The organism is Bradyrhizobium sp. USDA 3262, from assembly GCF_054060035.1.
On the sequence record NZ_JBSSCT010000001.1, the window covers coordinates 6,990,345 to 7,013,249 of the forward strand.

The window sequence follows — 22,905 nt, forward strand, 5'->3', positions numbered from 1 at the left end:
CTTCTAGTGTGCCTTGGCCCCGGAGACGCCGAGGTGGCGCTCGAGGACGGAGGGATCGGCCTTCAGCGCGCTGCTTGCGGCATCGTGCACGATCGTGCCGCGTTCCAATATCACAACGCGGTCGGCGAGCCCCAGAATCTTTTGCGCGTTCTGCTCGACGATGATCGAGCAGATGCCGCCTGAGCGCGTGATGGTTCCGATCGCTTTTAACAATTCCTCAACGATGATCGGCGCGAGGCCTTCGGTCGGCTCGTCGAGCAGCAGCACTTTCGGATTCAGGGTCAGCGCGCGGCCGATCGCCAGCATCTGCTGCTCGCCACCGGACAGCTGGTTGCCGAAATTGCGGCGCCGCTCCTGCAGCCGCGGAAACATCTCGTATACCCGCTCGACCGTCCACGGCCCGGGCTGCGCCACCGCAGTCATGTTCTCCTCCACCGTCAGCGAGCGGAAGATGTTGCGCTCCTGCGGCACCCAGCCGATTCCGGCGCGGGCGCGCTGGTCGGGCCGCATCGCCGTGATGTCGTGGCCTGCGAGCGCTAGGCTGCCACTGAGGCGCCTGACGATGCCGATAATCGAATTGATCAGCGTGGTCTTGCCGGTGCCGTTGCGGCCGAGCAGCGCGAGCACCTGGCCCTCCGCGAGCGCCAGCGACATATCGGGCAGCACCACCGCCTCGCCGTACCCGGCACGCAGGCCCTGGATGGAGAGGAGATCAGACATCGGCCGCCTCGCCGAGATAGACCGCCCTCACCTGCGGATCGCGCGCGACCTCGTCGGGCGCGCCCTCGGTGAGCAGGCCGCCATTGACCAGCACCGAGATGCGGTCGGCGAAGGAGAACACCAGATCCATGTCGTGCTCGATCAGGAGCACGGTGACGTCGCGCGGCAGTGCCGCGACCGCCGCCAGGATATCGTGGCGCTCGCTCTCGGGCACGCCGGCCGCGGGCTCGTCGAGCAGCAGCACCCGCGGCTTCGCGGCGATCGCGACCGCGATCTCGAGCAGGCGCTGCTTGCCATAGGGCAAGGTCGAGGTGAGCTCCGTCATCACGTCGAGCAGATGGAAGCGCGACAGGATATCGGCGATCTCGGCATTGACGTCGCTCCGGGTCCCCATCCGTCGCCACCAGTCGCCGCCGCGGCCCATCCGTTCGGAGACCGCAAGCCCGATGGTTTCGAGCGGGGTCAGGTCGGGATAGAGCTGATTGATCTGGAAGGTGCGCGACAACCCGCGCAGCACCCGCTTGTGCACGGACAGGCCGGTGATGTCGCTGCCCTCGAGCAGGATGCGCCCGCTATTCGGCGTCAGCACGCCGGTCAGCTGATTGATCACGGTGGTCTTGCCCGCGCCGTTCGGCCCGATCAGCGCGTGGCGGGCGCCCTGCATCACCTTCAGCGAAAGATCGCGGGTGACGCGAAGACCGCCGAAAGATTTTTCGAGATTGCGGGTTTCCAGCGCGACGGTCATGACGCGTCGCCCTCGGGCACGGTGACCGCGGCCTTGCGGCCGGCGAACTGCCGGATGATCAGATTCGGCACGAACAGCACCCAGCGGTGGATGCGCGCCCGGCCGACCAGCACGATCACGACCAGCACGAGGCCGATCCAGAACAGCCAGTATTGCGGGGTGATGCTCTGAAACAGCTCCTGCAGCATCTTGAACACGACGGCGCCGATCAGACCGCCATAGAGATAACCGGTGCCGCCGATCACCAGCACCAGCATCAGGTCGGCGGAGCGCTCGAAGGAGAACACGTCGAGCGAGGCGAGTGCCGTGGTCTGGGTGAACAGTGCGCCGGCGATCCCGGCATAGAAGGCGGCGAGCGTATAGACCGCGATCAGGCGGCGGTTGACCGGCACGCCGATCGCGGCCGCGCGCAGCGGATTGTTCCTGATCGCGCGCAACGACAGGCCGAACGGCGAATGCACCACGCGTCGCGCGAGCAGGAACAAGATGAACAGCACGATCAGCGAGTAGAAGAACCCGGTCTTGCCGAACATGTCGAAGGTGAACAGACCGAGGATCGGCTGCATCTCGATGCCCTGCAGCCCGTCGGTGCCGCCGGTGATGTTGGAGAAGCGCTCGGCGAGCGCTTCCAGCAGCAGCGCGATGCCGAGCGTCACCATCAGCCGTGTCAGGTCGACGCCGCGGATGACGAGGAAACTGGTCAGGAAGCCGAGCAACGCCGCAACCAGACCGGCGGCGACCAGCGCGATCACGGGCTCGTTGATGATGCCGTGCAGCGCCAGCAAGCCGGCCGAATAGGCGCCGACGCCGAAGAAGGCCGCGTGGCCGAGTGAAACGATGCCGGCGTAGCCGAGGATCAGGTCGAGCGAAAGCGCGAACAAACCGAGCCGCACGATGTCGGTCATGATCAAATAACGCGACGGGAACAGGAAGGCGCAGGCGAGCGCCAGCGCCCAGAACGCGACCTCGCTGATCCGCCAGCGCGCGCTAGCCATCGCGTGAGCGGAAACGTCTGATAGCGCCGTCATGCCCGCCTCACCGCGCCGCGGTGCGGCCGAACAGGCCGTTCGGACGCCAGAGCAGGATCACGATCATCACCGTGTAGATCACGAACGGTCCGAGCTTCGGCACGTAATACTTGCCCGCGACGTCGGCGATGCCGAGCAAAAGCGACGCCAGGAACGGTCCGGTGATCGACGAGGAGCCGCCGACGGTGACGACGATCAGGAAGTAGATCATGAATTTCAGCGGGAAATACGGATCGAGCCCGAGGATCTCCGCGCTCAGCGCGCCGCCGAGGCCGGCGAGGCCGCAGCCGAACGCAAAGGTGAAGGCGAACACCTGCGGCACGTTGATGCCGAGCCCGATCGCGGCGCGCGGATCGTCGACTGCGGCGCGCAGCCGGCTGCCGAACCGGGTCTTGGCGAGGATCAGTTGCAGCGCCAGGGTGAGCAGGCCGCAGATCACGACGATCATCAGCCGGTAACGGCCGATGCCGACGCCGAACAGGTCGATCTGGCCTTCCAGCGCCGGCGGCAGCTTGATGAAGACCCGCGACGATCCCATGATGTAGTCGACCGCCGCGACCGACATGAACACCAGGCCGATCGAGAACAGCACCTGATCGAGATGGCTGCGGCTGTAGAGATGGCGGTACAGCGTGCGCTCCAGCGCGATGCCGATGACGGCGCTGCCGACAAAGGCGAGCGGCAGGCCTGCGAAGAACGGCCAGCCGGAATTATTCACCAGCACGGCGCAGATATAGCCGCCGGCCATCGCGAAGGCGCCATGCGCGAGGTTGACGAAATTCATCAGCCCGAGCGTCACCGCAAGCCCGCAGGCGAGCACGAACAGCAGCATGCCGTAGGCGACGCCGTCGAACAGGTTGGTGAGGATAGAGGCCATGGAGTCAGCTTAGCCGTGAGGACGCAACAAGAACAACAGCTCGAACGTCAGGGTCATCGTCATGGCCGGGCCTGTCCCGGCCATCCACGTCTTTCTGCTCGCCGGGAAGAAAGACGTGGATGCCCGGCACACCTGCGCGAAGACGCGCTTCGCGCTTTTGGCCGGGCATGACGTGGTGAGGCCGGAGCGCACGCCGCCGATGACGATGCTATTTCTTGGTCTTGCCGGAATCCTTGACGGCCTCGAAGGTCGCGAACTCGACATTGTAGAGCTCGCCGTCGACCTTCTCGACCTTGCGAATATAGATGTTCTGCACGATGTCGCGGGTTTCCGGATCGATCGAGATCGGGCCGCGCGGGCTCTCCCACTTCATGCCCTTCATCGCCTCGATCAGCTTGTCGCCGTCCGTCGCACCATTGGTCTTCTTCAGCGCCTCGAAGATCAGATGGATGCCGTCATAGCCGCTGACCGCCATGAAGCCGGGGCGGTTGCCGAACGCCTTCTTGTAGGCGGCGACGAACTCCTTGTTCATCGCGGACGGATGGGCGGCCGAATAGAGATGCGCCGTCACCGCGCCGAGCGCGGCATCGCCCATATTGTTGAGCAGATCGTCGTCCATGACGTCGCCCGGTCCGATCACCCTGATGCCGCTCTTGTCGAGCCCGCGCTCGGCATATTGCTTCATGAAGTTGCCGCCCTGCCCGGCCGGCACGAATACGAACATCGCGTCGGGCTTGGAATCCTTCATGCGCTGCAGGAACGGCGCGAAGTCCGGATTGGCGAGCGGGACCTTGACCTCTTCGACGATCTCGCCGCCGCCGGCGGTGAAGTGCTGCTTGAAGAAGGTCAGCGCATCGTTGCCGGGCGCATAGTCGGAGGTCAGCGTCGCGACCTTCTTGATGCCGTTCTTCACCGCCCAGTCGCCGATGATGGTGGAGGACTGAGCCAGCGTGAAGCTGGTACGCACGATGTAGGGCGAACGCTCGGTGATGATCGAGGTGCCGGCAGCCATCACGACTTCCGGGATCTTGGCTTGCGTCGCCAGCGGCGCCGCGGCGAGCGCCGCGGGCGTCACGCCGAAGCCGGCGATGAAATTGACCTTGTCGTTGACGATCAGTTCCTGCGCAAGCCGCTTGGTGTTGTCCGGCACCGCGGCGTCGTCCTTCAGGATGATCTCGATCTTCTTGCCGGCGACAGTGTCGCCCTTCTGCTGCATGTAGAGCTTGACGGCGTTATCGATCTGCTTGCCGGTCGACGCCTGACCGCCGGTCATCGGCAGGATCAGCCCGATCTTGACGGCGTCGTCCGCCCACGCCGGCATGCTGGCGCACAACCCCGGAAGCAGGGCCGAAGCGGCGCCCCACAGCAACATTTTGCGACGATTGAACATCGACGTCCCTCCCCCTTCCGCTCTTCTGCATCGAGCCTTGGTCCCGGCTCTTGCCTTGTTTTAACTCAAGCATGCACGGCCAAGCCGCAACGCGACAAGGCGTCTCCCCGTGCCCTCTGTCAATCGGACGATGGACGTGTGCCGCGCGCGACGCGATCGGGCTTGGCCGTAGAGACAAGTATCAGGATACCAATATCGCTCCGCAAAACTCAATGCCCCGCGAGAGCCGGTCTCGCGCATTCAAGGCCGTCGCCGGCTCGATTCATTTGTACGATCGTACAAAGGCAGCGGCAATGTCAACAAACAAGCACAATTGCAGCCGAACGGTCGCGCCCAAGATCATCATCCATAAAGACCAGGGCTGTATCCTGCTTCCAATGCCAATCGTCACGCGCCCCATCGCTGTCCTGACTGCCCTCACGCTCGCGGCCGGCGCGCTCGGGGGATGCAGCTCCATGAACCAGAAGCTCTCGGCCGGCATGGCCGACACCATTCCAGCCTGGGCCGGCGGCCTGCCGGCGGATGCGCCGCCGCGGCCGGGCACCCCGGAATACGACAAGTTCATGCAGGATCGGGAACGCAAGCGGCTGATGCCTGCGGCCCAGCGTGGCGACGAGGCGAAGCCGGCCTCGACCGCGCAGGACGCGGTCCATTGAGCATCCGGCTGCACGGCTGGGCTTTCATCGCGTTGTGACGGGCCCGGGGACAGCCTAGTCGAGGGAATCCTCGCTGAGGATTTCGCCGCGGTAGCCGAACTCCACCATGTGCACGGTGACGTAGTCAGCGCCCATGAAGGCCACGCCGTAGGCCTCCGGCAGATCGGCAACGGTCAGCACGTCCGCGAACACGGGATAGCTGGCGTGGTTCGTTCCACGCAGCGAGGTTGTGGGGACGCCGGCAACCGAACCACTGAGCACCAAATGGCAGTGACCAAAGAAGATGTGCCTGATCTTGCTTCGGTGCCTCGCGACGATCGACCGGAACGCGGTATCATCGAGCAGCCCGATCCGGTCCAGCGGACCGATATGCGTCGGGAATGGATTGTGGTGCATGAACAGGAAGAATGGCCCGTCATGCTCCGCTAGCTGCCGCTCCAGCCAGGCCTGCCGCGTCCGGCAAAAGCTGCCGGCGGCCGTCTGCGGCTCGTACGTGTCGAGCAGCAGGCAGCGGCCGAAGGAAGCGTCGTGAACCCCTTGTACGAATCCGTCCGTGTCGGCGCATTCGGGAAACACGTCGAGAAACGTCGCGCGATGGTCGTGGTTGCCGATGCAAAGCCGCACCGGGATCGGAAATCCGCTCAGGCGCTCGCGCAGCAAATGATAGTCCGCGAGCTCACCGAGATCGGAAAGATCACCCGTGATCACCATGAGTTCGGCGTCGCGATGATCGGCAAGCACCTGATCGAGCGCGCGATCGAAATTCCGCAGGGGATCGCGACCAAAGATCGCCCGCCCCGGCCTCGTCAGATGGATGTCGCTCATGTGGATGAGTTTCATGCAGCGCCTCGTTGCAGGGCTATACCATAGCCGTCAAAGCGCGACAGCCGAGTGAACCGCGGATCAGTCCACGAACACCACGGTCTTGCGTCCGTTCAGGATGACGCGATCGGCAAGATGGTAGCGGATCGCGCGCGCCAGCACCCGGCGCTCGATGTCGCGCCCCTTGCGCACGAGGTCCTCAGGCGTGTCGCGATGGCTGATGCGCTCGACGTCCTGATCGATGATCGGCCCCTCGTCGAGATCGCTGGTGACATAATGCGCCGTGGCGCCGATCAGCTTGACGCCGCGCTCATGCGCCTGGTGGTAGGGCTTGGCGCCCTTGAAGCCCGGCAGGAAGGAATGATGGATGTTGATGCAGCGGCCCGACAGCCGCGCCGACATCTCGTCCGACAGGATCTGCATGTAGCGGGCCAGCACCACGAGGTCGGTCTTGGTGTCCTGGGCCAGTTTCCACACCGCGTCTTCCTGCTGCCGCTTGGTCTCTTTCGTCACCGGCAGATGATGGAACGGGATATCGCCGAAATCGAGCGAACCATAGCTCTCGCGCGGATGATTGGAGACAACAGCGGTCGGGATCATCTCGAGCTCGCCGGTCCGCCAGCGATACAGGATGTCGACCAGGCAATGATCGGATTTGGACACCAACAGCATCACCCGGCGGCGGCTGGCGCGGTCGCGCATCTGCCATTCCATGCCGAAACGTTCGGCGATCGCTGCAAAGCCGGTCTGCAGCGCCGCGAGCTCGACCGCGAGGTCGGCCGCGGTGAACACCACGCGCATGAAGAACTTGCCGGTCTCGATATCGTCGAATTGCTGGGCGTCCAGGATGTTCTGCCCATTATGCGCGAGGAAGGTTGAGACCGCCGAGACGATCCCCGGGCGGTCAGGACAGGACAGGGTCAGAACGAATTGATGGTCGGGCATGCCAATTGACCAAAGCTTGAGCAGATACGTGGAACGGTCATTTTCGGCCCTCGTCTACACCGCAGGCGGCCTTGCGCCAATCCCGGCGCGGGGGTCAAATCGAACAAATGACGACAATGTTTGTTAGGGACCATCATGGCTGACCGGCTGAACGGCTACCGCATCCTGATCCTCGAGACGCGCGAGGAAGCGCAGTTTTCCCGCCTGCTCGCCGAGCAGGGCGCCGACGTGCTGCAATGCCCGATGTTCACCATCCACGATGCGCCTGATGCGGCGCCGATCGAGGGCTGGATTCGCCGCGCCATCGAACGGCCACTCGACGACCTCGTGCTGATGACCGGTGAAGGCCTGCGCCGCCTGATGAAGGTCGTGCGCCGGATCGGTGTCGAGCGGGAGTTTGTCGATAGCCTCGCCAAGGCGCGCAAATTCGCCCGCGGCCCCAAGCCCGGCCGGGCGCTGCGCGAGATCGGCCTGGAACCGCAAATGACGACCGAGAAGCCGACGTCGGAAGGCGTCGCGGAGATGCTGTCGAAGCTCGACCTGACCGGCCATCGGCTCGGCTTGCAGCTCTATCCGGACAAGGATCATGCCACCCTGATCGGCGCGATCAAGGCACAGGGCGCCGAGGTCGATACGGTGCTGCCCTATGTCTATGATGCGCAGGCCGCCGACGCCAACATCGTCACCGCGATCGAGGAGATGGCGCAAGGCCGCATCGATGCGATCGCGTTGACCAATCTCGGCCAGGTCCGCCGCCTCATCGAGGTGGCACGGGCGCGCGGTTGCGAGGACAGGTTACGCCAGGGGTTGGAGCGTACGCCGATCGCTTCCGTCGGACCGGCGGTATCGGACGAACTCAAGTCCCACGGCCTGCGCACCGACATCTATCCGGCCGAAGACGCCTTCTTCATGCGGCCGCTGATATCGGCGATGGCAGCGGCGCTTTCAAAAAATCCGCCGCGCGCGACGGCGCGAAGCTAGAGCGTTTTCGAGCGAAGTGGATACCGGTTCGCGTGAAGAAAACGCGTCAAAGCAAAAATCTAGAGCCCCCCGTTCCGATTCAATCGGAACGGAAAGGCTCTAGTCAACCTTGGCGCCGGCGAACCTGACCACCTTGCCCCACTTCTCGGTCTCGTCGGCCACCAGCCTGCCGAAGTCGGCAGCCGAGCCCGGCAGCAGGATCGCGCCGATTTCGGTGAACCGCGCCTTCGCTTTGGGATCGGCGAGGATTTCATTGACGGCCTTGTTGAGCCTGTCGACGATTTCAGGCGGCGTGTTCTTCGGCGCCGCGAGGCCGTACCAGGCGCTGGCCTCGTAACCCGGCAGGAAGTCGGCGACCGGCGGCAGGTCCGGAAGCACGTCCGAACGGGTCGTGCTGGTGACCGCAAGTCCGCGCAGCTTGCCGGATTTGACGTGCTCGGCGCAGGTCGGAAGATTGTCGAACATCACCTGCATCACGCCGGACAGCATATCGGTGAGCGCCGGGGCTCCGCCCCGGTAGGGCACGTGCTGCATGTTGATGCCGGTCAGCATCTTGAACAGTTCACCCGACATGTGGATCGTCGAACCGTTGCCTGAGGACGCCATGTTGAGCTTGCCGGGATTGGCCTTTGCATAGGCGATCAATTCGGGAATCGACTTGATCGGCAGCGAGGGGTGCACCACCACGACGTTGGGAAAGCGAATGATGCCCGCGATCGGCTCCATCTCGCGCATGAAGTCGAAGGGGAGCTTCTGGTAGAGCGTCGCATTGATCGCATTGGCCGGCGCGACCAGCAGCAACGTGTAGCCGTCGGGCGCCGCGCGCAGCGCCTGCTCGGTGGCGATGTTGGTCCCGCCGCCCGGCCGGTTCTCGACAATGAAGGATTGCCCGAGCTTTTCCGACAGCCACTGCCCCATCAGGCGCGCCGTCAGGTCCGCCGAACCGCCGGGGGTATAGCCGATCACGAGGCGAACCGGCCGCGCCGGATAGGCCTCGGCAATCGCTTTTCCAAATGTGAGCGGAAGCGCAGCCGTAGCGGCTGCAAGTTGCAGGAACTGGCGGCGTAGAACCTTCATGATGTCTCCTCCGACGCACTGGCGGCTCTTGCGGCACGCTTGGGCACGCGCATCCTAGCCGCGCAGCGTCGCCAAGCCGACAGATATTCTCAGTCGGAGGGCGGGAGGTTCACCGCGTCACTTCGTCTCGCGCAGATAGGCCTGGTACGCGAGGACGATGCCATCCTCGAGCGAGGTGGTGGCGCGCCAGCCGAGCCTGGCCAGCCGGCCGACGTCGAGCAGCTTGCGCGGCGTGCCGTCCGGGCGCGACGTGTCGAAGCTGATCCCGCCGCGATAGCCGATGGCGGCCGCGACGACGCGCGCGAACTCGGCAATGGTGATGTCCTCGCCGGTGCCGATATTGACCAGTTCGGGCGAGGAATAGGTCTTCATCAGATGGATGCAGGCGTCGGCGAGATCGTCGACATAGAGGAATTCGCGGCGCGGCGTGCCGGTGCCCCACACCGCGACGTTGCCGGCGCCCGAAACCTTGGCCTCGTGGAAGCGGCGGATCAGCGCGGCGACGACGTGGCTGTATTCGGGGTGATAATTGTCGCCGGGGCCGTAGAGATTGGTCGGCATCACGCTGATGAAATCGGCGCCGTACTGGCTGCGATAGGCCTCGGCCATCTTGATGCCGGCGATCTTGGCGATGGCATAGGGCTCGTTGGTCGGCTCCAGCGGGCCGGTCAGCATCGAATCCTCGCGCAGCGGCTGCGGCGCCAGGCGCGGATAGATGCAGGACGAGCCGAAGAACATCAGCTTCTCGCATCCATTGGCGTGGGCCGCCTCGATCACGTTGCTCGAGATCGCCAGATTTTCGTAGAGGAATTCCGCCCGCAGCGTGTTGTTGGCGACGATGCCGCCGACCTTGGCGGCAGCGAGGAATACAGCCTGCGGCCGCTTCGCGGCAAACCACGCGTTGACCGCGGTTTGGTCGCGCAGATCGACCTCGCTGCGCGACACCGTCAGGAGATCGGCCTCCTCGCGCGCCAGCCGGCGCATCAGCGCCGAGCCGACCATGCCGCGATGGCCGGCAACGAAGACCGTCTTGCCCTTCAGCTCAAACGCCGTGCTTGCCATTGGCCGCGTCCTGCCTGGCCTCGACGAGATCGCCGGCGACCATTTCCTTCACTAGCTGCGCGAACGGCGTCTTCGGCGCCCAGCCGAGCTTGGCGCGCGCCTTGCTGGCGTCGCCGATCAGAAGATCGACCTCGGTCGGGCGGAAATAGGTCGGATCGATCTGCACCAGGGTGTTGCCGGACGCCTTGTCGACACCGACCTCCTCGACGCCCTTGCCGCGCCATTCGATGCTGCGGCCGACCTCGGCAAACGCCAGCTCGACGAACTCGCGGACCGACCGCGTCTCGCCGGTCGCGAGCACGAAGTCGCCGGGCTCGTCGACCTGCAGGATCCTGTGCATGCCCTCGACATAGTCGCGGGCGTGGCCCCAGTCGCGCTTGGCGTCGAGATTGCCGAGATAGAGCTTGTTCTCGAGGCCGACCTCGATGCGCGCGACGGCGCGGGTGATCTTGCGCGTCACGAAGGTCTCGCCGCGGATCGGGCTCTCATGGTTGAACAGGATGCCGTTGCTGGCGAACATGCCATAGGCCTCACGGTAGTTCACCGTGATCCAGTAGCCGTAGAGCTTGGCGACGCCATAGGGCGAGCGCGGATAGAATGGCGTGGTCTCCTTCTGCGGCACCTCTTGCACGAGCCCGTAAAGCTCCGAGGTCGAGGCCTGGTAGAACCGCGTCTCCTTTTCCATGCCGAGGATGCGGATCGCCTCCAGCAGCCGCAGCACGCCGATCGCGTCGGCGTTGGCGGTGTATTCCGGGCTCTCGAAACTGACCTGGACGTGGCTCTGGGCGGCGAGGTTATAGATCTCGGTCGGCCGGATCTGCTGCACCAGCCGGATCAGATTGGTCGAATCCGTCATGTCGCCGTAGTGCATCAGGAACGGCACGTTGCCGGCATGCGGGTCCTGGTAGAGATGGTCGACGCGCGCGGTGTTGAACGAGGACGACCGCCGCTTGATCCCGTGCACGGTATAGCCGAGACCGAGCAGATATTCGGCGAGATACGCGCCGTCCTGCCCGGTAACGCCGGTGATCAGCGCAACGCGCCGCTTTGAGTCCTGAGCCGCCGAATCCTTAACCGCCATGTCATCTCCAGAGAGCGCGAAAACCGCGCGATCCCGACGAGGCCGGTCTGTAGCATCCAGCCTGCCCCAAGTCTAATGGCTTAATCGTTTGAAATCAGGACTTTAGGCCTGCGAAAACGGCTCAATGCGCCCGGAACCCGTCACTCGCCATAGTGGCGCAGCCGGTCGAGGTTGAGGATGGTCACCCCGCCATATTCGAGCCGCAACAGCCCTTCCCGCTCGAGCCGCTTCAGGCACTGGTTGGCATTCTGCCGGGAGATTCCCGACAGCGCCCCAATCTCCTCCTGGGTGATCTCAAGGTGCAGCGTCAGGTCGGGATAGAGAATCGGATTGAACAGCGAGGCGATCGAGCGCGCCAGCCGCGCCGTGGCGTCCAGCGTGCGGCCATATTCGAGCAGCGCGATGAACTGGCCGAGCCGCTCATTGAGCGAGCCGACCAGGAATCGGTTGAAGCCGACGCTGTTCTCGAACAGCCAGACGAAGGTCCGGCGATCCATCATCGCCAGTCGCGTGTCGCGCAGCGCGACCACATCGTAGCGCCGGGGTTCATTCTTGAGCACGGTCCCCTCACCGAACCACGCGCCCGCGGTGAGGCCCGCGAAACTTGCCGCCTTGCCGCCGCGCGAGACGATGCCCATGCGCGCCAGCCCGGTGACGATGCCGGTCCAGTACTGGAAGTTGTCGCCGCGCATGAAGATGAATTCGTTGGCGCGCGGTAGGATTTCTCGGAAATGCCCGCGCGCGCGATTTCGATTTCTTGCTCGCTCAATTCGCGCGACCAGGCCGCGATGCGTTTCAGGTAATCAGCAGCAATCATTCTAGCGACGGCATCCCACCCCAAGATACTGCAACGATATTGCACCGCAGCAACGCCGTGCGCGAAGCCAGGGACCCGGGGCCTGGAATGCCAGCGAAAATTCCTGACCAAATGTCGGGCACATGACAATTCAACCTATCGCTTTCTCGTATTCAGAGCCACCTCGCGTAACGTCGCGCAGCTCCTCGATGGATCGCTGAAGGCGGACGACGTGAGAGACGGGCTTGCAGGGTGCGGCGTTACCGCGCATGACGCAGGCGATCGGGGCGAGAGATCTCCCGAACGCCGGCATCATTAGTCGGATGGTCTCCCTTCGGTGGCCCATGTAGGATCGAAGTGTAAGATCGAAGCAAGATCGAAGTGAAGATAAGAAGATAAAGAGCGCGCCTAAGATGACCGGAAATTAAAGTTGGGTGATTTCAGCAGGTTGTGATTCTTCGAGGTGTTCGAAGCCATCGGAGAAGCAGATGACCTGGACCGAAATCACCCGCTGTCAGCATGACAGACGAGCGCTGCGCTATGCAAGCGATTGTACGGATGCGGAATGGGCCTTGATCGAGCTGTTGATGCCAGGGCGGAGCAAGGTGGGTCGACCGCGCAAGACCTGCATGCGATCGGTATGGGATGCGATCCAGTACATTGCGACGACGGGATGCCAATGGGCGCTTTTGCCGAAGGATTTTCCTCCCTTTACGACGGTCCAGTACTATTTTTATGGCCTGCGCGACAGCGGGGTGTTGGACTTGATCAATGACGCCTTGGTTGAAATCGCGCGCAGGCTTGCTAAGCGCCCGTATCTGGAGGGAACAGGGTGGCTAATAGTCTCGAGGTGCGCGGAGTCTCACTGCGCTTTGGCGGCGTCCGCGCGCTGACCGAAGTGAGCTTCGGCGTCAACGAGGGCGAGCTGTTCTCCATCATCGGCCCGAACGGCGCCGGCAAGACCTCGATCGTCAACTGTATCTCCGGCCGCTACCGGCCGACCGAAGGCCAGCTGTTCTATCGCGGCCAGGACATTACCGGCCTCAACCCGAACGCGCGGCCCCGGCTCGGCATCGGCCGGACCTTCCAGAATCTCGCGCTGTTCCACCACATGAGCGTGCTCGACAACATCATGGTCGGCCGCCATCACCTCCTGAAGAACAACTTCATCACGGGGTCGCTGTACTGGCTGACCGGCGCGCGCCGCGAGGAGCTGGAGCACCGCCGCAAGGTCGAGGAGATCATCGACTTCCTCGATCTGCAGTCGGTGCGCAAGGCCACCGCCGGCACCCTGCCCTACGGCTTGCGCAAGCGCGTCGAGCTCGCCCGCGCGATGGCGCTCGAGCCGCAACTGATCCTGCTCGACGAGCCGATGGCCGGCATGAACTTCGAAGAGAAGGAAGACATGGCGCGCTACATCGTCGATCTCAACGAAGAGTTCGGCATGACGGTGATGATGATCGAGCACGACATGGGCGTCGTGATGGACATCTCCCACCGCGTCATGGTGCTCGATTTCGGCCGCAAGATCGCCGAGGGCGATCCGGCCACCGTGCTCGCCGATCCCCATGTCAAGCGCGCCTATCTCGGCGAGGAAGACGAAGTGCTGGTCGACCCCGACGATAAGCCGGCGGTGCGGGAGAGTGCGGCATGATGGACTATGCCGGTCGCGCCGCGCAGGCCAATACCTTTCCCAAGATGCTGCGCCTCAACGCCAAGGAGCATGGCAGCGAGATCGCGCTGCGCGAGAAAGATTTCGGGCTGTGGCGCGAATTTACCTGGAACGACTACCAGACCCGCACCCATGACTTCGCGCTCGGCATGGTCGAGCTCGGGCTTGGCCGCGGCGACGTAATTGGCATCATCGGCGACAACCGGCCGGACTGGGTCGCCGCCGAGATCGCGGCCCACGCGATTGGCGCGATGAGCCTCGGTCTTTACCGCGACGTGCTGGACGAGGAGGCCGCCTATCTCCTGACCTATGGCGAGGCCAAGCTGGTCTTCGCCGAGGACGAGGAACAGGTCGACAAGCTGCTCGGCCTGGCCGATCGCGTGCCCCAACTCAAGCACATCGTCTATTCCGACCCGCGCGGCATGCGCAAATACGACGATCCGCGATTGATGGAGGCGAGCAAGCTCGTTGCGCTGGGTCGCGATCGCGCCGCGCGCGAGCCCGGCCTGTACGAGCGGCTGGTCGACGCCACTGATGGCGAGGACGTCGCGATCCTCTGCACCACCTCGGGCACGACGGCCAATCCGAAGCTTGCGATGCTCTCGGCCGGGCGCGTGCTGCGGCACTGCGCGACCTATCTCGCCTTCGATCCGAAGGGGCCGGACGACGAGTATGTTTCGGTGCTGCCGCTGCCCTGGATCATGGAACAGATCTACGCGCTGGGCAAAGGGCTGCTCTCCCGGATGAAGGTCAACTTCGTCGAAGAGCCCGACACCATGATGCACGACTTCCGCGAGATCGCGCCGACCTTCGTGCTGTTCGCGCCGCGGGTCTGGGAATCGATCGCGGCCGACGTCCGCGCCGGGGTGATGGACGCCTCGCCGTTCAAGCAGCGGCTCTATGACCTCGGCATGAAGACCGGGCTGGCGGCGCTTGCCGAGGGCAAGCGTTCTGTTTTCGCCGACCAGCTGCTGTTCCGCGCGCTGCGCGACCGGCTCGGCTTCACGCGGCTGCGCTCGGCGGCGACCGGTGGCGCGGCGCTCGGGCCGGATACCTTCAAGTTCTTCCAGGCGATGGGCGTGCCGCTGCGCACGCTGTACGGCCAGACCGAGCTGCTCGGCGCCTATACGCTGCATCCCGAAGGCAAGGTCGATCCCGACACCACCGGCGTGCCGATGGCCGACGACATCGAGATCCGCATCGACAATGCCGACGTCAACGGCGTCGGCGAGATCGTGGTGCGGCATCCCAACATGTTCCACGGCTATTACAAGAACCCCGAAGCCTCGGTCGCCGACATCAAGGACGGCTGGATGCATTCGGGCGATGCCGGCTACTACAACGACAACCGGCAGCTTGTCGTGATCGACCGCATCAAGGATCTCGCCGAGACCTCGCGCGGCGAGCGCTTCTCGCCGCAATATATCGAGAACAAGCTGAAGTTCTCGCCCTATGTCGCCGAAGCGGTGGTGCTCGGCGCCGGCCGCGACGCGCTCGCCGCGATGATCTGCATCCGCTACTCGATTATCTCGAAATGGGCGGAAAAGAACCGGATCTCGTTCACGACCTACACCGACCTGTCCTCGCGGCCCGAGGTCTATGCGCTGCTCAAGAACGAGGTCGAAACGGTCAACGCCACCCTGCCGCCTGCGCAACGCATCTCGCGCTTCCTGCTGCTCTACAAGGAGCTCGATGCCGATGACGGCGAGCTGACCCGGACCCGAAAAGTCCGCCGCGGCGTGATCAACGAGAAATACGCCGACATCATCGATGCGATCTACCGCGGCAAGGCCCGCATCCCCGTCGACACCGTGATCCGCTTCCAGGACGGCTCGACGCAGCGCGTCCGCACCACGCTCGAGGTGGTCGACCTCGGCCGCGCCGTGCTCGCGGAGGCCGCGGAATGACTGTGTTGCGCGACCGGAGCGCGGTGCTCATGAATGTGCCCTCCCCCCTTGTGGGAGAGGGCTACACCGCCAGTCGACACGAACTCGCTTGGGTGAGGGGTACCCTCTCCACGATCCCGATGCGGAGACAACCCCTCACCCGGCTTCGCTTTGCGAAGCCACCCTCTCCCACAAGGGGAGAGGGTGCTGGCGCCGCAGTTCGGAGCGACCGCACCCCATGAACACCCAGTTCCTGATCCAGCTGATCGTCAACGGCCTCGTGGTCGGCACGCTTTACGGCGTGGTCGCGATGTCGTTCGTGCTGATCTACAAGGCGACGCAGGTCGTGAACTTCGCGCAGGGCGAATTGCTGCTGGTCGGCGCCTGGGTGTGCTGGGCGCTGCTGACGAAGTATCAGGTGCCGTTCTGGGTCGGCATGCCGATCACGCTGGTCTTCATGTTCATCTTCGGCATCGCGATCCAGGTCGTGATCCTGCGTCCGATGATCGGCGAGCCCATCATCTCCGTGATCATGGTGACGATCGGCCTGTCGACGGTGTTCCAGGCCGCGCTGAAGTGGATCTTCGGCGTCAACCCGCAGCCGTTCCCGCGCGTGTTCCAGAGCCAGTCGGTCAGCCTGTTCGGGCTGCAGATCCAGACCGTCTATGTCATGAGCCTCGTGGTCTCGCTCGCCATGATGGTCGGCATGGCCTGGTTCTTCCGGGCCTCCAAATACGGCCTGGCGATGCGCGCAACCGCCTTCAACCAGCAGGTCGCGCAGTCGCTCGGCATTTCCGTCAAGAACGTGTTCGCGATGGCGTGGGCGATCTCGGCCACCGTCTCGGCGGTCGCCGGCGTGGTGGTCGCCGTGGTCAACGGCGTGTCGTCCGGCCTCTCCGCCTACGGCATCAAGGTGTTTCCGGCCGCGATCCTGGGCGGGCTCGACTCGGTCGGCGGCGCCGTGCTCGGCGGCATCATCATCGGGCTGTTGGAAAATGTCGCCCAGTATGTCGACAGCCAGTATCTCCACTGGGGCAATCTCTACGAGATCGCGCCGTTCTACGTCCTGATCATCATCCTGATGATCAAACCGTACGGCCTGTTCGGCACCAAAGATATTGAGCGGGTCTGATCAATGGCGACAAGCACACTCATCCCCTCGGGCGATTTCCGCACCAGCTATGCGGCCGACACCACGATCTTCCCGACCGCGACCAGCCGCAATTTCGCGACCCTCGGCATTGTGCTGGCCTGCTTCGCGCCGATGCTGCTGTCCAACTACCTGCTCTCGATCGCGATCCAGATCGGCATCTTCGCGATCGCGGCCCTCGGCCTCAATGTCCTGGTCGGCTTCACCGGCCAGATCTCGATCGGCCACGCCGCGTTCTTCCTGTTCGGCGCGTTCACCTCGGCCTACATCTCCAACAATGCGCCGATCCCGGTGTTCTTTGCCATCCCCCTCGCCGGCGTCGTCACGGCACTGGTCGGCCTGATCTTCGGCGTGCCGGCGGCGCGGCTGAAGGGGCTCTATCTCGTGATCGCGACGCTCGCCGCGCAGTACATCCTGCTCGACTTCTTCTCGCGCGCCGAATGGTTCTCGGGCGGCTCGGTGCCGGCCAGCGCCAACCCGTTCTCGATCTTCGGCTACACCCTGCGCGGCGACCGCCAGTACTTCTACGTCGTGCTCGCCTACATGGTGATCAGCTATTTGCTCGTCACCAATCTGATGCGCACCCGCGACGGCCGCGCGCTGGTCGCGATCCGCGATCACTATCTCTCCGCCGAGATCATGGGCATCAACCTCACCAAGTACCGGACGCTGTCGTTCGGGCTTGCCGCCTTCTTTGCCGGCATCGCCGGCGCGCTCTACGCGCACTATCAGCTCGTGGTCTCGCAGGAAGGCTTTGGCATCGAGCGCTCGGTGCTGTTCCTCGCCATGGTCATCATCGGCGGCACCGGCTCGGTGATGGGCACGCTGATGGGCACGGCCTTCGTGGTGCTGCTGCCGGAATCGATGGAGTGGCTGAGCGCCTGGCTGAAGGGCGGCGCCATCGACAAGGCGCTGCAGCTCAACAACAACATCACCTTCCTGCGCGAGATCGCGATCGGCCTGATCATCATCGGCTTCTTGATGTTCGAGCCGGACGGCCTCGCGCATCGCTGGCGGCAGATCAAGGCCTACTGGAAGCTCTACCCGTTCTCGCATTGACGCAACGCACGGAACGCAACTCAAAATTCGGTTCAACGAATAAGCAGGAGGAAAGCAAGAATGACGATTAGATCCCTTTTGAGCTCGGTCTCCCTTGCGCTGCTGATCAGCAGCGCGGCCGCCACCGCGCAGGCGCAGATCGCCATCGGCCATCTGCAGGACCTCTCGGGCGGCACGTCCGACGTCGGCACCCCCTATGGCCAGGGCGTCGCGGACACCTTCGCCTGGGTCAACAAGAACGGCGGTATCGGCGGCAAGCAGCTCAATGTCGACAGCAACGACTATGGCTACCAGGTGCCGCGCGCCATCGCGCTGTACAAGAAGTGGTCGGCGCCCGACGGCAAGGTCGCGGCGATCATGGGCTGGGGCACGGCGGATACCGAAGCCCTCACCGGCTTCCTGGCGCAGGACAAGATCCCGGACATCTCCGGCTCCTACGCCGCCGCGCTGACCGATCCGGAAGGCACCAGCGGCAAGGCCAAGCCCGCACCGTACAATTTCTTCTACGGTCCGAGCTACTCGGACTCGATGCGCGCGATGCTGACCTGGGCCGCGGAGGACTGGAAGGCCAAGGGCAAGCCCGGCAAGCCGAAATTCGTCCACATGGGCGCCAACCATCCGTATCCGAACGCGCCGAAGGCGGCCGGTGAAGCGCTGGCGACCGAGCTCGGCTTCGAGGTGCTGCCGCCGCTGGTGTTCGCGCTGTCCCCCGGCGACTACTCGGCGCAGTGTCTCAGCCTGAAAAGCTCGGGCGCAAATTATGCCTATCTCGGCAACACGGCGGCCTCGAACATCTCGGTGCTGAAGGCCTGCAAGACCGCCGGCGTCGACGTCCAGTTCCTCGGCAATGTCTGGGGCATGGACGAGAACGCGGCGAAGACCGCCGGCGATGCAGCCGACGGCGTGATCTTCCCGCTCCGCACGGCGGTGAGCTGGGGCGGCAACGCGCCCGGCATGAAGACGGTGATGGAAATCTCCAAGATGTCCGACCCGTCCGGGAAGGTCTATCGGCCGGTACACTACATCGCCGCGGTCTGCAGCGCGCTCTATCTGAAGGAAGCGCTCGACTGGGCCGCCAAGAACGGCGGCGCCACCGGCGAGAACGTCGCCAAGGGCTTCTACCAGAAGAAGGATTGGGTGCCGGCCGGCATGGACGGCGTCTGCAATCCCTCGACCTGGACCGAAAAGGATCACCGCCCGACCACGAAGGTCGACCTCTATCGCTCGAAGATCTCGGGCGCGACCGATGGCGACATCAACGACCTGATGGCCAAAGGCACCATCAAGCTCGAGAAGGTGAAGACCGTCGAACTGCCGCGCAAACCCGAATGGTTTGGCTGGTGAGGTCGTGGGGCTGCCACCCAGCGCAGCCTCGACAACAATCGTCATCCCCCGCGAAAGCGGGGGATCCAGTACGCTGCGGCCTCTCGATTGATCGCCGGCGCCTCTGGAATCCTGGGTCACCCGCTCGAGTGCGCAGTTGCGCACGAAACGCGGGTGACGACAGTGGAGAGTGATCGAGACCATGAACGAAACCCTCGAAGCCACCCGCCCGGGGCCGACGGCCGTCCCGCCGCCGCCGCTGCTCAGCATCAACAACATCGAGGTCGTCTATGACGACGTCATCCTGGTGCTGCGCGGCCTCAGCCTCGAGGTGCCGAAGGGCGCGATCGTGGCGCTACTCGGCGCCAACGGCGCCGGCAAGTCGACCACGCTGAAGGCGATCTCGGGCCTGCTCAAGACCGAGGACGGCGAGGTCACCCGCGGCGAGATCCTGTTCGAGGGCCAGCGCATCAACGGCATCGATCCGGACAAAATCGTCCGCCGCGGCATCTTCCAGGTCATGGAAGGCCGCCGCATCGTCGCCGACATGACGTCGCTGGAGAACCTGCGGCTCGGTGCCTTCACCCGGCGCGACGGCGAGGTCTCCGATGACATCGACATGGTGTTCAAATATTTCCCGCGCCTGAAGGAGCGCACCGGCCTCGCCGGCTATCTCTCCGGCGGCGAGCAGCAGATGCTCGCGATCGGCCGCGCGCTGATGGCCCGTCCGAAGATGATCCTGATGGACGAGCCGTCGATGGGACTGTCACCGCTGCTCGTCAAGGAAGTGTTCGCGATCATCAAGGAGATCAACCGCGACCTCGGCGTCACGATCCTCCTGGTCGAGCAGAATGCGCGCGCCGCGCTCTCGGTCGCGAGCCATGGCTACATCATGGAACAGGGCAAGGTGGTGCTCGACGGCTCCGCCGACGAGCTGCGCGACAATGAGGACGTCAAGGAATTCTACCTCGGCGGCGCCGGCGACCAGCGCAAGAGCTTCAAGAACCTGAAGAGCTTCAAGCGGCGCAAGCGCTGGCTGTGAGGATATCGAGCGTTTTCAGGCGGAGTTGCGTGTGCAGAGAACGCGTCAGACCAGGAAGGCGGTTCTATCCGAGCACCTGCTCGGCTTCAGTGACCGCGCAAAGCACATGATAGAACGACGACGCCGGGATCGTGGCGACCAGCGAATTGCCGTCGCGGTCGAACTGATCGTACCAGCCGCCGGTCACGGGATGGCCGAGATAGTGCCGCTCGAGCAGCACCAGCGCAGCGCGCGCCTCATCCGCCGCGCCGGCTTCGCCCGACTCGGCCTGCGCGATCCACGCCTTCGCCAGCTCGCTCTGCGGCCACAGCCGCCGTGTGTGGCGGCGAATGTTGCCCTCGGCGTCGCCCTCGTCGACCAGGCAGCCGGTGGCCGCGTCGCGATAGCGCAGCGCCGATGCCAGCAGCTCGCCGCGCGGGCGCCCGGTCGGGCAGCCGGTGATGCGCTCGAATCCCTTCAGCAGCCAGACCCATTCCGCGAGGTGCCCGGGCTCGACGCTGACCGGCGGGATCTTCGACCAGTCCTCCTCGAAATATTCGCCGAGAGTGCGCGTCTGCTTGTCGTAGAGGTTGGCGAGGAACAGCGCGAAGAAATCGCCGGCGCGGTTCTGGAACGACAAGTCGTGGGTCGCGTCGAAGCAGGCGATCATCGCCTCGAACAGATGCATCTGCGGGTTCTGCCGGCGCGGCATCGAGGGCGGCAGGCCCTCGTGGAAGCCGCCATGGGGCGAGCGCAGCTGGGTGTCGAGGAACGACAGCAGCGCGTCGATCTCGGCGCAGATCTGGGAGTCCTGGTCGAGGCTGTAGACGGTCGCGAGCGCGAGCAGCACGAAGGCGTGGCCGTAGGTGTCGCGCAGCGGATCGTGCACGCCGCCCTCCGCGGTCAGGCTGTAGACGAAGCCGGGCCGGCCGTCCGGCGCCTTGGCCTTGGCCAGCAGGTAGTCCAGCCCTTTCAGCGCGACCGCGCGTCCTTCCGGATACCAGCCGAGCTGGGCCGCCTTGGCGTAGCAATAGATCTGGCGCGCCTGCACCATGATCCGGCGCGGGGCGGCGCGGTCCGCTGTCCCGTCCTGATGCAGCCGGTCGACAAAGCCGCCGGCGGTGCTGTCCCAGCCTGCGGTCGACCACAGCGGCAGGGCCTCGCCAATGATGCGGCGCTTCAGCCTCGCGACGACGTCGGCGGCCCCGTCCGCCGCAACGCTCTCTGCCTCAGCCATCGTGCTCCCTGGAACCGTCCCAATGTCAGCGGTCACCGTCTGATAGCACGGGCGGACCGGCACGCAACCCGCGCACATCCTCTCAAGGACCTGCCATGACCGACCATTACGACGCCCTTGAAACGCGCGATCCGGCCGAGCGCGAGGCCGCGTTGTTCGCCCGACTGCCCGAGGTGCTGCGCAAGGCGATGGCGGCGCCCGCCTATTCCAACCTGTTGAGGGGCACCGATCCCGCCTCCATCACCAGCCGGGAGGCGCTGGCGGGACTGCCGGTGCTGCGCAAGTCGGAACTGCCGGCCCTGCACAAGGCCGCCCCGCCGTTCGGCGGCTTCGTGGCCGACACGCCCGGCTCGTTCGCCCGGCTGTTCACCTCGCCCGGACCGATCTTCGAGCCCGAGGGCCGCCAGGCGGACCCCTGGCGCGGCGCCCGGGCGCTGTTCGCGGCGGGCTTTCGCGAGAGGGATGTGGTGCTGAACACCTTCAGCTATCACCTCACCCCCGGCGGCTTCATCTTCGATGCTTCCGCGCGGGCGCTCGGCTGTGCGGTGATCCCGGCGGGCCCCGGCAATACCGAGCAGCAATTCGAGCTGATCGAGGCCTATCGCCCGGTCGGCTATAGCGGCACCCCGGACTTCCTGAAGATCCTGCTCGACGCGGCCGCCACCGCCGGCCGTGACGTATCGTCGATCAAGCGCGCGCTGGTCTCAGGCGCGGCATTTCCGAAATCGCTGCAGGAGGAGATGAAGTCGCGCGGCGTCGAGGCCTACCAGGCCTTCGGCACCGCCGATCTCGGCCTGATCGCGTTCGAGACGGCGGCGCGCGAGGGAATGACGGTCAACGAGGACCTGATCCTGGAGATCGTCAAGCCCGGCACCGGCGATCCCGTTGCGCCGGGTGACGTCGGCGAGATCGTGGTGACCTCGCTCGATCCGCACCATCCCTGGATACGCCTCGCGCTCGGCGACCTGACCGCTGCCCTGCCCGGCGCGAGCCGGTGCGGGCGCACCAACATGCGAATCAAGGGCTGGATGGGCCGCGCCGACCAGACCACCAAGGTGAAGGGGATGTTCGTGCGCCCCGAGCAGATCGCGGAGATCGGCAAGCGCCATCCCGAGCTTGGACGGCTGCGCCTTGTCGTCACGCGCGCCGGCGAGGCCGACGTGATGACGCTGAGAGCCGAATGTGCCTCGGCGCCGGATGCCCTGTTGAGCGAAGTTGCAGCGACGCTGCGTGCGGTGACCAAACTGGGGGGCACCGTCGAGCTGGTCGGAACCGGCTCGCTGCCGAACGACGGCAAGGTGATTGCGGACGAGCGATAAACGTCGAGACCACACCGGGCGTGATCGATCCAGATTTGTCGCGCGCGGCTTTGTGAAC

The 22,905-nt window shown here is 64.7% G+C and carries 20 protein-coding genes and 2 pseudogenes; 10 read left to right on the forward strand and 12 right to left on the reverse strand.

Features of this window, described 5'->3' with window-relative positions:
* Nucleotides 1-3: 3 nt before the first annotated feature.
* The 5 genes from ACVWYP_RS33055 to ACVWYP_RS33075 all read right to left on the reverse strand — a co-directional run bounded on the left by ACVWYP_RS33055 (nucleotide 4) and on the right by ACVWYP_RS33075 (nucleotide 4,760).
* Entirely contained in the window at nucleotides 4-720 is a 717-nt protein-coding gene (locus tag ACVWYP_RS33055; RefSeq protein WP_304496208.1) for an ABC transporter ATP-binding protein, read from the reverse strand.
* Complete coding sequence (locus ACVWYP_RS33060) at nucleotides 713-1,465, reverse strand: ABC transporter ATP-binding protein (protein ID WP_304496209.1); 753 nt, start codon at nucleotides 1,463-1,465, stop codon at nucleotides 713-715. Before ACVWYP_RS33060 ends, ACVWYP_RS33055 begins: the two co-directional genes overlap by 8 nt.
* Nucleotides 1,462-2,493, reverse strand: a complete 1,032-nt coding sequence (locus ACVWYP_RS33065; protein WP_304496210.1) for a branched-chain amino acid ABC transporter permease — start codon at nucleotides 2,491-2,493, stop codon at nucleotides 1,462-1,464. Before ACVWYP_RS33065 ends, ACVWYP_RS33060 begins: the two co-directional genes overlap by 4 nt.
* Nucleotides 2,494-2,500: 7 nt before the next feature.
* Nucleotides 2,501-3,370: a branched-chain amino acid ABC transporter permease gene (locus ACVWYP_RS33070; protein ID WP_304496211.1), complete on the reverse strand. Its 870-nt coding sequence runs from the start codon at nucleotides 3,368-3,370 to the stop codon at nucleotides 2,501-2,503.
* 208 nt (nucleotides 3,371-3,578) lie between these two features.
* Complete coding sequence (locus tag ACVWYP_RS33075; RefSeq protein WP_304496212.1) at nucleotides 3,579-4,760, reverse strand: ABC transporter substrate-binding protein; 1,182 nt, start codon at nucleotides 4,758-4,760, stop codon at nucleotides 3,579-3,581.
* 455 nt (nucleotides 4,761-5,215) lie between these two features.
* On the opposite strand from ACVWYP_RS33075, the gene ACVWYP_RS33080 reads away from it, so the two are divergent.
* Nucleotides 5,216-5,416 (forward strand): hypothetical protein, encoded by a 201-nt coding sequence (locus ACVWYP_RS33080; RefSeq protein WP_420888139.1) that lies wholly within the window; start codon nucleotides 5,216-5,218, stop codon nucleotides 5,414-5,416.
* Between the two features lie 54 nt (nucleotides 5,417-5,470).
* Here ACVWYP_RS33080 and ACVWYP_RS33085 read toward each other — a convergent pair whose 3' ends face one another.
* Nucleotides 5,471-6,256 carry a phosphodiesterase gene (locus tag ACVWYP_RS33085; protein WP_304496213.1) on the reverse strand — a complete coding sequence of 262 codons (786 nt, stop codon included), beginning with the start codon at nucleotides 6,254-6,256 and terminating at the stop codon, nucleotides 5,471-5,473.
* 63 nt (nucleotides 6,257-6,319) lie between these two features.
* Nucleotides 6,320-7,183, reverse strand: a complete 864-nt coding sequence (purU, locus tag ACVWYP_RS33090; RefSeq protein WP_304496214.1) for a formyltetrahydrofolate deformylase — start codon at nucleotides 7,181-7,183, stop codon at nucleotides 6,320-6,322.
* Between the two features lie 135 nt (nucleotides 7,184-7,318).
* On the opposite strand from purU, the gene ACVWYP_RS33095 reads away from it, so the two are divergent.
* Nucleotides 7,319-8,164, forward strand: a complete 846-nt coding sequence (locus ACVWYP_RS33095; protein WP_304496215.1) for a uroporphyrinogen-III synthase — start codon at nucleotides 7,319-7,321, stop codon at nucleotides 8,162-8,164.
* A gap of 99 nt (nucleotides 8,165-8,263) precedes the next feature.
* On the opposite strand, the gene ACVWYP_RS33100 is transcribed toward ACVWYP_RS33095, so the two are convergent.
* The 4 genes and pseudogenes from ACVWYP_RS33100 to ACVWYP_RS33115 all read right to left on the reverse strand — a co-directional run bounded on the left by ACVWYP_RS33100 (nucleotide 8,264) and on the right by ACVWYP_RS33115 (nucleotide 12,201).
* Nucleotides 8,264-9,241 (reverse strand): tripartite tricarboxylate transporter substrate binding protein, encoded by a 978-nt coding sequence (locus ACVWYP_RS33100; RefSeq protein ID WP_304496216.1) that lies wholly within the window; start codon nucleotides 9,239-9,241, stop codon nucleotides 8,264-8,266.
* 117 nt (nucleotides 9,242-9,358) lie between these two features.
* Nucleotides 9,359-10,303 (reverse strand): GDP-L-fucose synthase, encoded by a 945-nt coding sequence (fcl, locus tag ACVWYP_RS33105; RefSeq protein WP_304496217.1) that lies wholly within the window; start codon nucleotides 10,301-10,303, stop codon nucleotides 9,359-9,361.
* Nucleotides 10,284-11,384, reverse strand: a complete 1,101-nt coding sequence (gmd, locus tag ACVWYP_RS33110) for a GDP-mannose 4,6-dehydratase (RefSeq protein ID WP_304496218.1) — start codon at nucleotides 11,382-11,384, stop codon at nucleotides 10,284-10,286. Before gmd ends, fcl begins: the two co-directional genes overlap by 20 nt.
* Before the next feature lie 140 nt (nucleotides 11,385-11,524).
* Nucleotides 11,525-12,201: pseudogene (locus ACVWYP_RS33115) on the reverse strand (Crp/Fnr family transcriptional regulator).
* 467 nt (nucleotides 12,202-12,668) lie between these two features.
* On the opposite strand from ACVWYP_RS33115, the pseudogene ACVWYP_RS33120 reads away from it, so the two are divergent.
* The 7 genes and pseudogenes from ACVWYP_RS33120 to ACVWYP_RS33150 form a co-directional block, all read left to right on the forward strand.
* Nucleotides 12,669-12,992: pseudogene (locus ACVWYP_RS33120) on the forward strand (transposase); the annotation flags it as partial.
* Nucleotides 12,993-13,012: 20 nt separating this feature from the next.
* Nucleotides 13,013-13,834: an ABC transporter ATP-binding protein gene (locus tag ACVWYP_RS33125; RefSeq protein ID WP_016847995.1), complete on the forward strand. Its 822-nt coding sequence runs from the start codon at nucleotides 13,013-13,015 to the stop codon at nucleotides 13,832-13,834.
* Nucleotides 13,831-15,759 carry a long-chain fatty acid--CoA ligase gene (locus ACVWYP_RS33130; protein ID WP_304496219.1) on the forward strand — a complete coding sequence of 643 codons (1,929 nt, stop codon included), beginning with the start codon at nucleotides 13,831-13,833 and terminating at the stop codon, nucleotides 15,757-15,759. Before ACVWYP_RS33125 ends, ACVWYP_RS33130 begins: the two co-directional genes overlap by 4 nt.
* Before the next feature lie 217 nt (nucleotides 15,760-15,976).
* Nucleotides 15,977-16,870, forward strand: coding sequence for a branched-chain amino acid ABC transporter permease (locus tag ACVWYP_RS33135; protein ID WP_028343071.1), 894 nt, complete (start codon nucleotides 15,977-15,979; stop codon nucleotides 16,868-16,870).
* Between the two features lie 3 nt (nucleotides 16,871-16,873).
* A complete protein-coding gene (locus ACVWYP_RS33140; protein WP_304496220.1) occupies nucleotides 16,874-17,947 on the forward strand; it encodes a branched-chain amino acid ABC transporter permease in 1,074 nt (357 codons plus the stop codon).
* A 60-nt stretch (nucleotides 17,948-18,007) separates the two neighbouring features.
* A complete protein-coding gene (locus ACVWYP_RS33145; RefSeq protein WP_304496221.1) occupies nucleotides 18,008-19,291 on the forward strand; it encodes an ABC transporter substrate-binding protein in 1,284 nt (427 codons plus the stop codon).
* A gap of 181 nt (nucleotides 19,292-19,472) precedes the next feature.
* Nucleotides 19,473-20,312, forward strand: a complete 840-nt coding sequence (locus ACVWYP_RS33150) for an ABC transporter ATP-binding protein (protein WP_018272667.1) — start codon at nucleotides 19,473-19,475, stop codon at nucleotides 20,310-20,312.
* Nucleotides 20,313-20,376: 64 nt separating this feature from the next.
* Here the strand turns inward: ACVWYP_RS33150 and ACVWYP_RS33155 are convergent, their stop codons facing one another.
* Complete coding sequence (locus ACVWYP_RS33155) at nucleotides 20,377-21,528, reverse strand: AGE family epimerase/isomerase (RefSeq protein WP_304496222.1); 1,152 nt, start codon at nucleotides 21,526-21,528, stop codon at nucleotides 20,377-20,379.
* A gap of 95 nt (nucleotides 21,529-21,623) precedes the next feature.
* Between ACVWYP_RS33155 and ACVWYP_RS33160 the strand changes: the two genes are divergently transcribed.
* The gene (locus tag ACVWYP_RS33160; RefSeq protein WP_304496223.1) at nucleotides 21,624-22,847 is read left to right on the forward strand and encodes a phenylacetate--CoA ligase family protein; all 1,224 of its coding nucleotides are present in this window, start codon (nucleotides 21,624-21,626) and stop codon (nucleotides 22,845-22,847) included.
* Nucleotides 22,848-22,905: the final 58 nt, after the last annotated feature.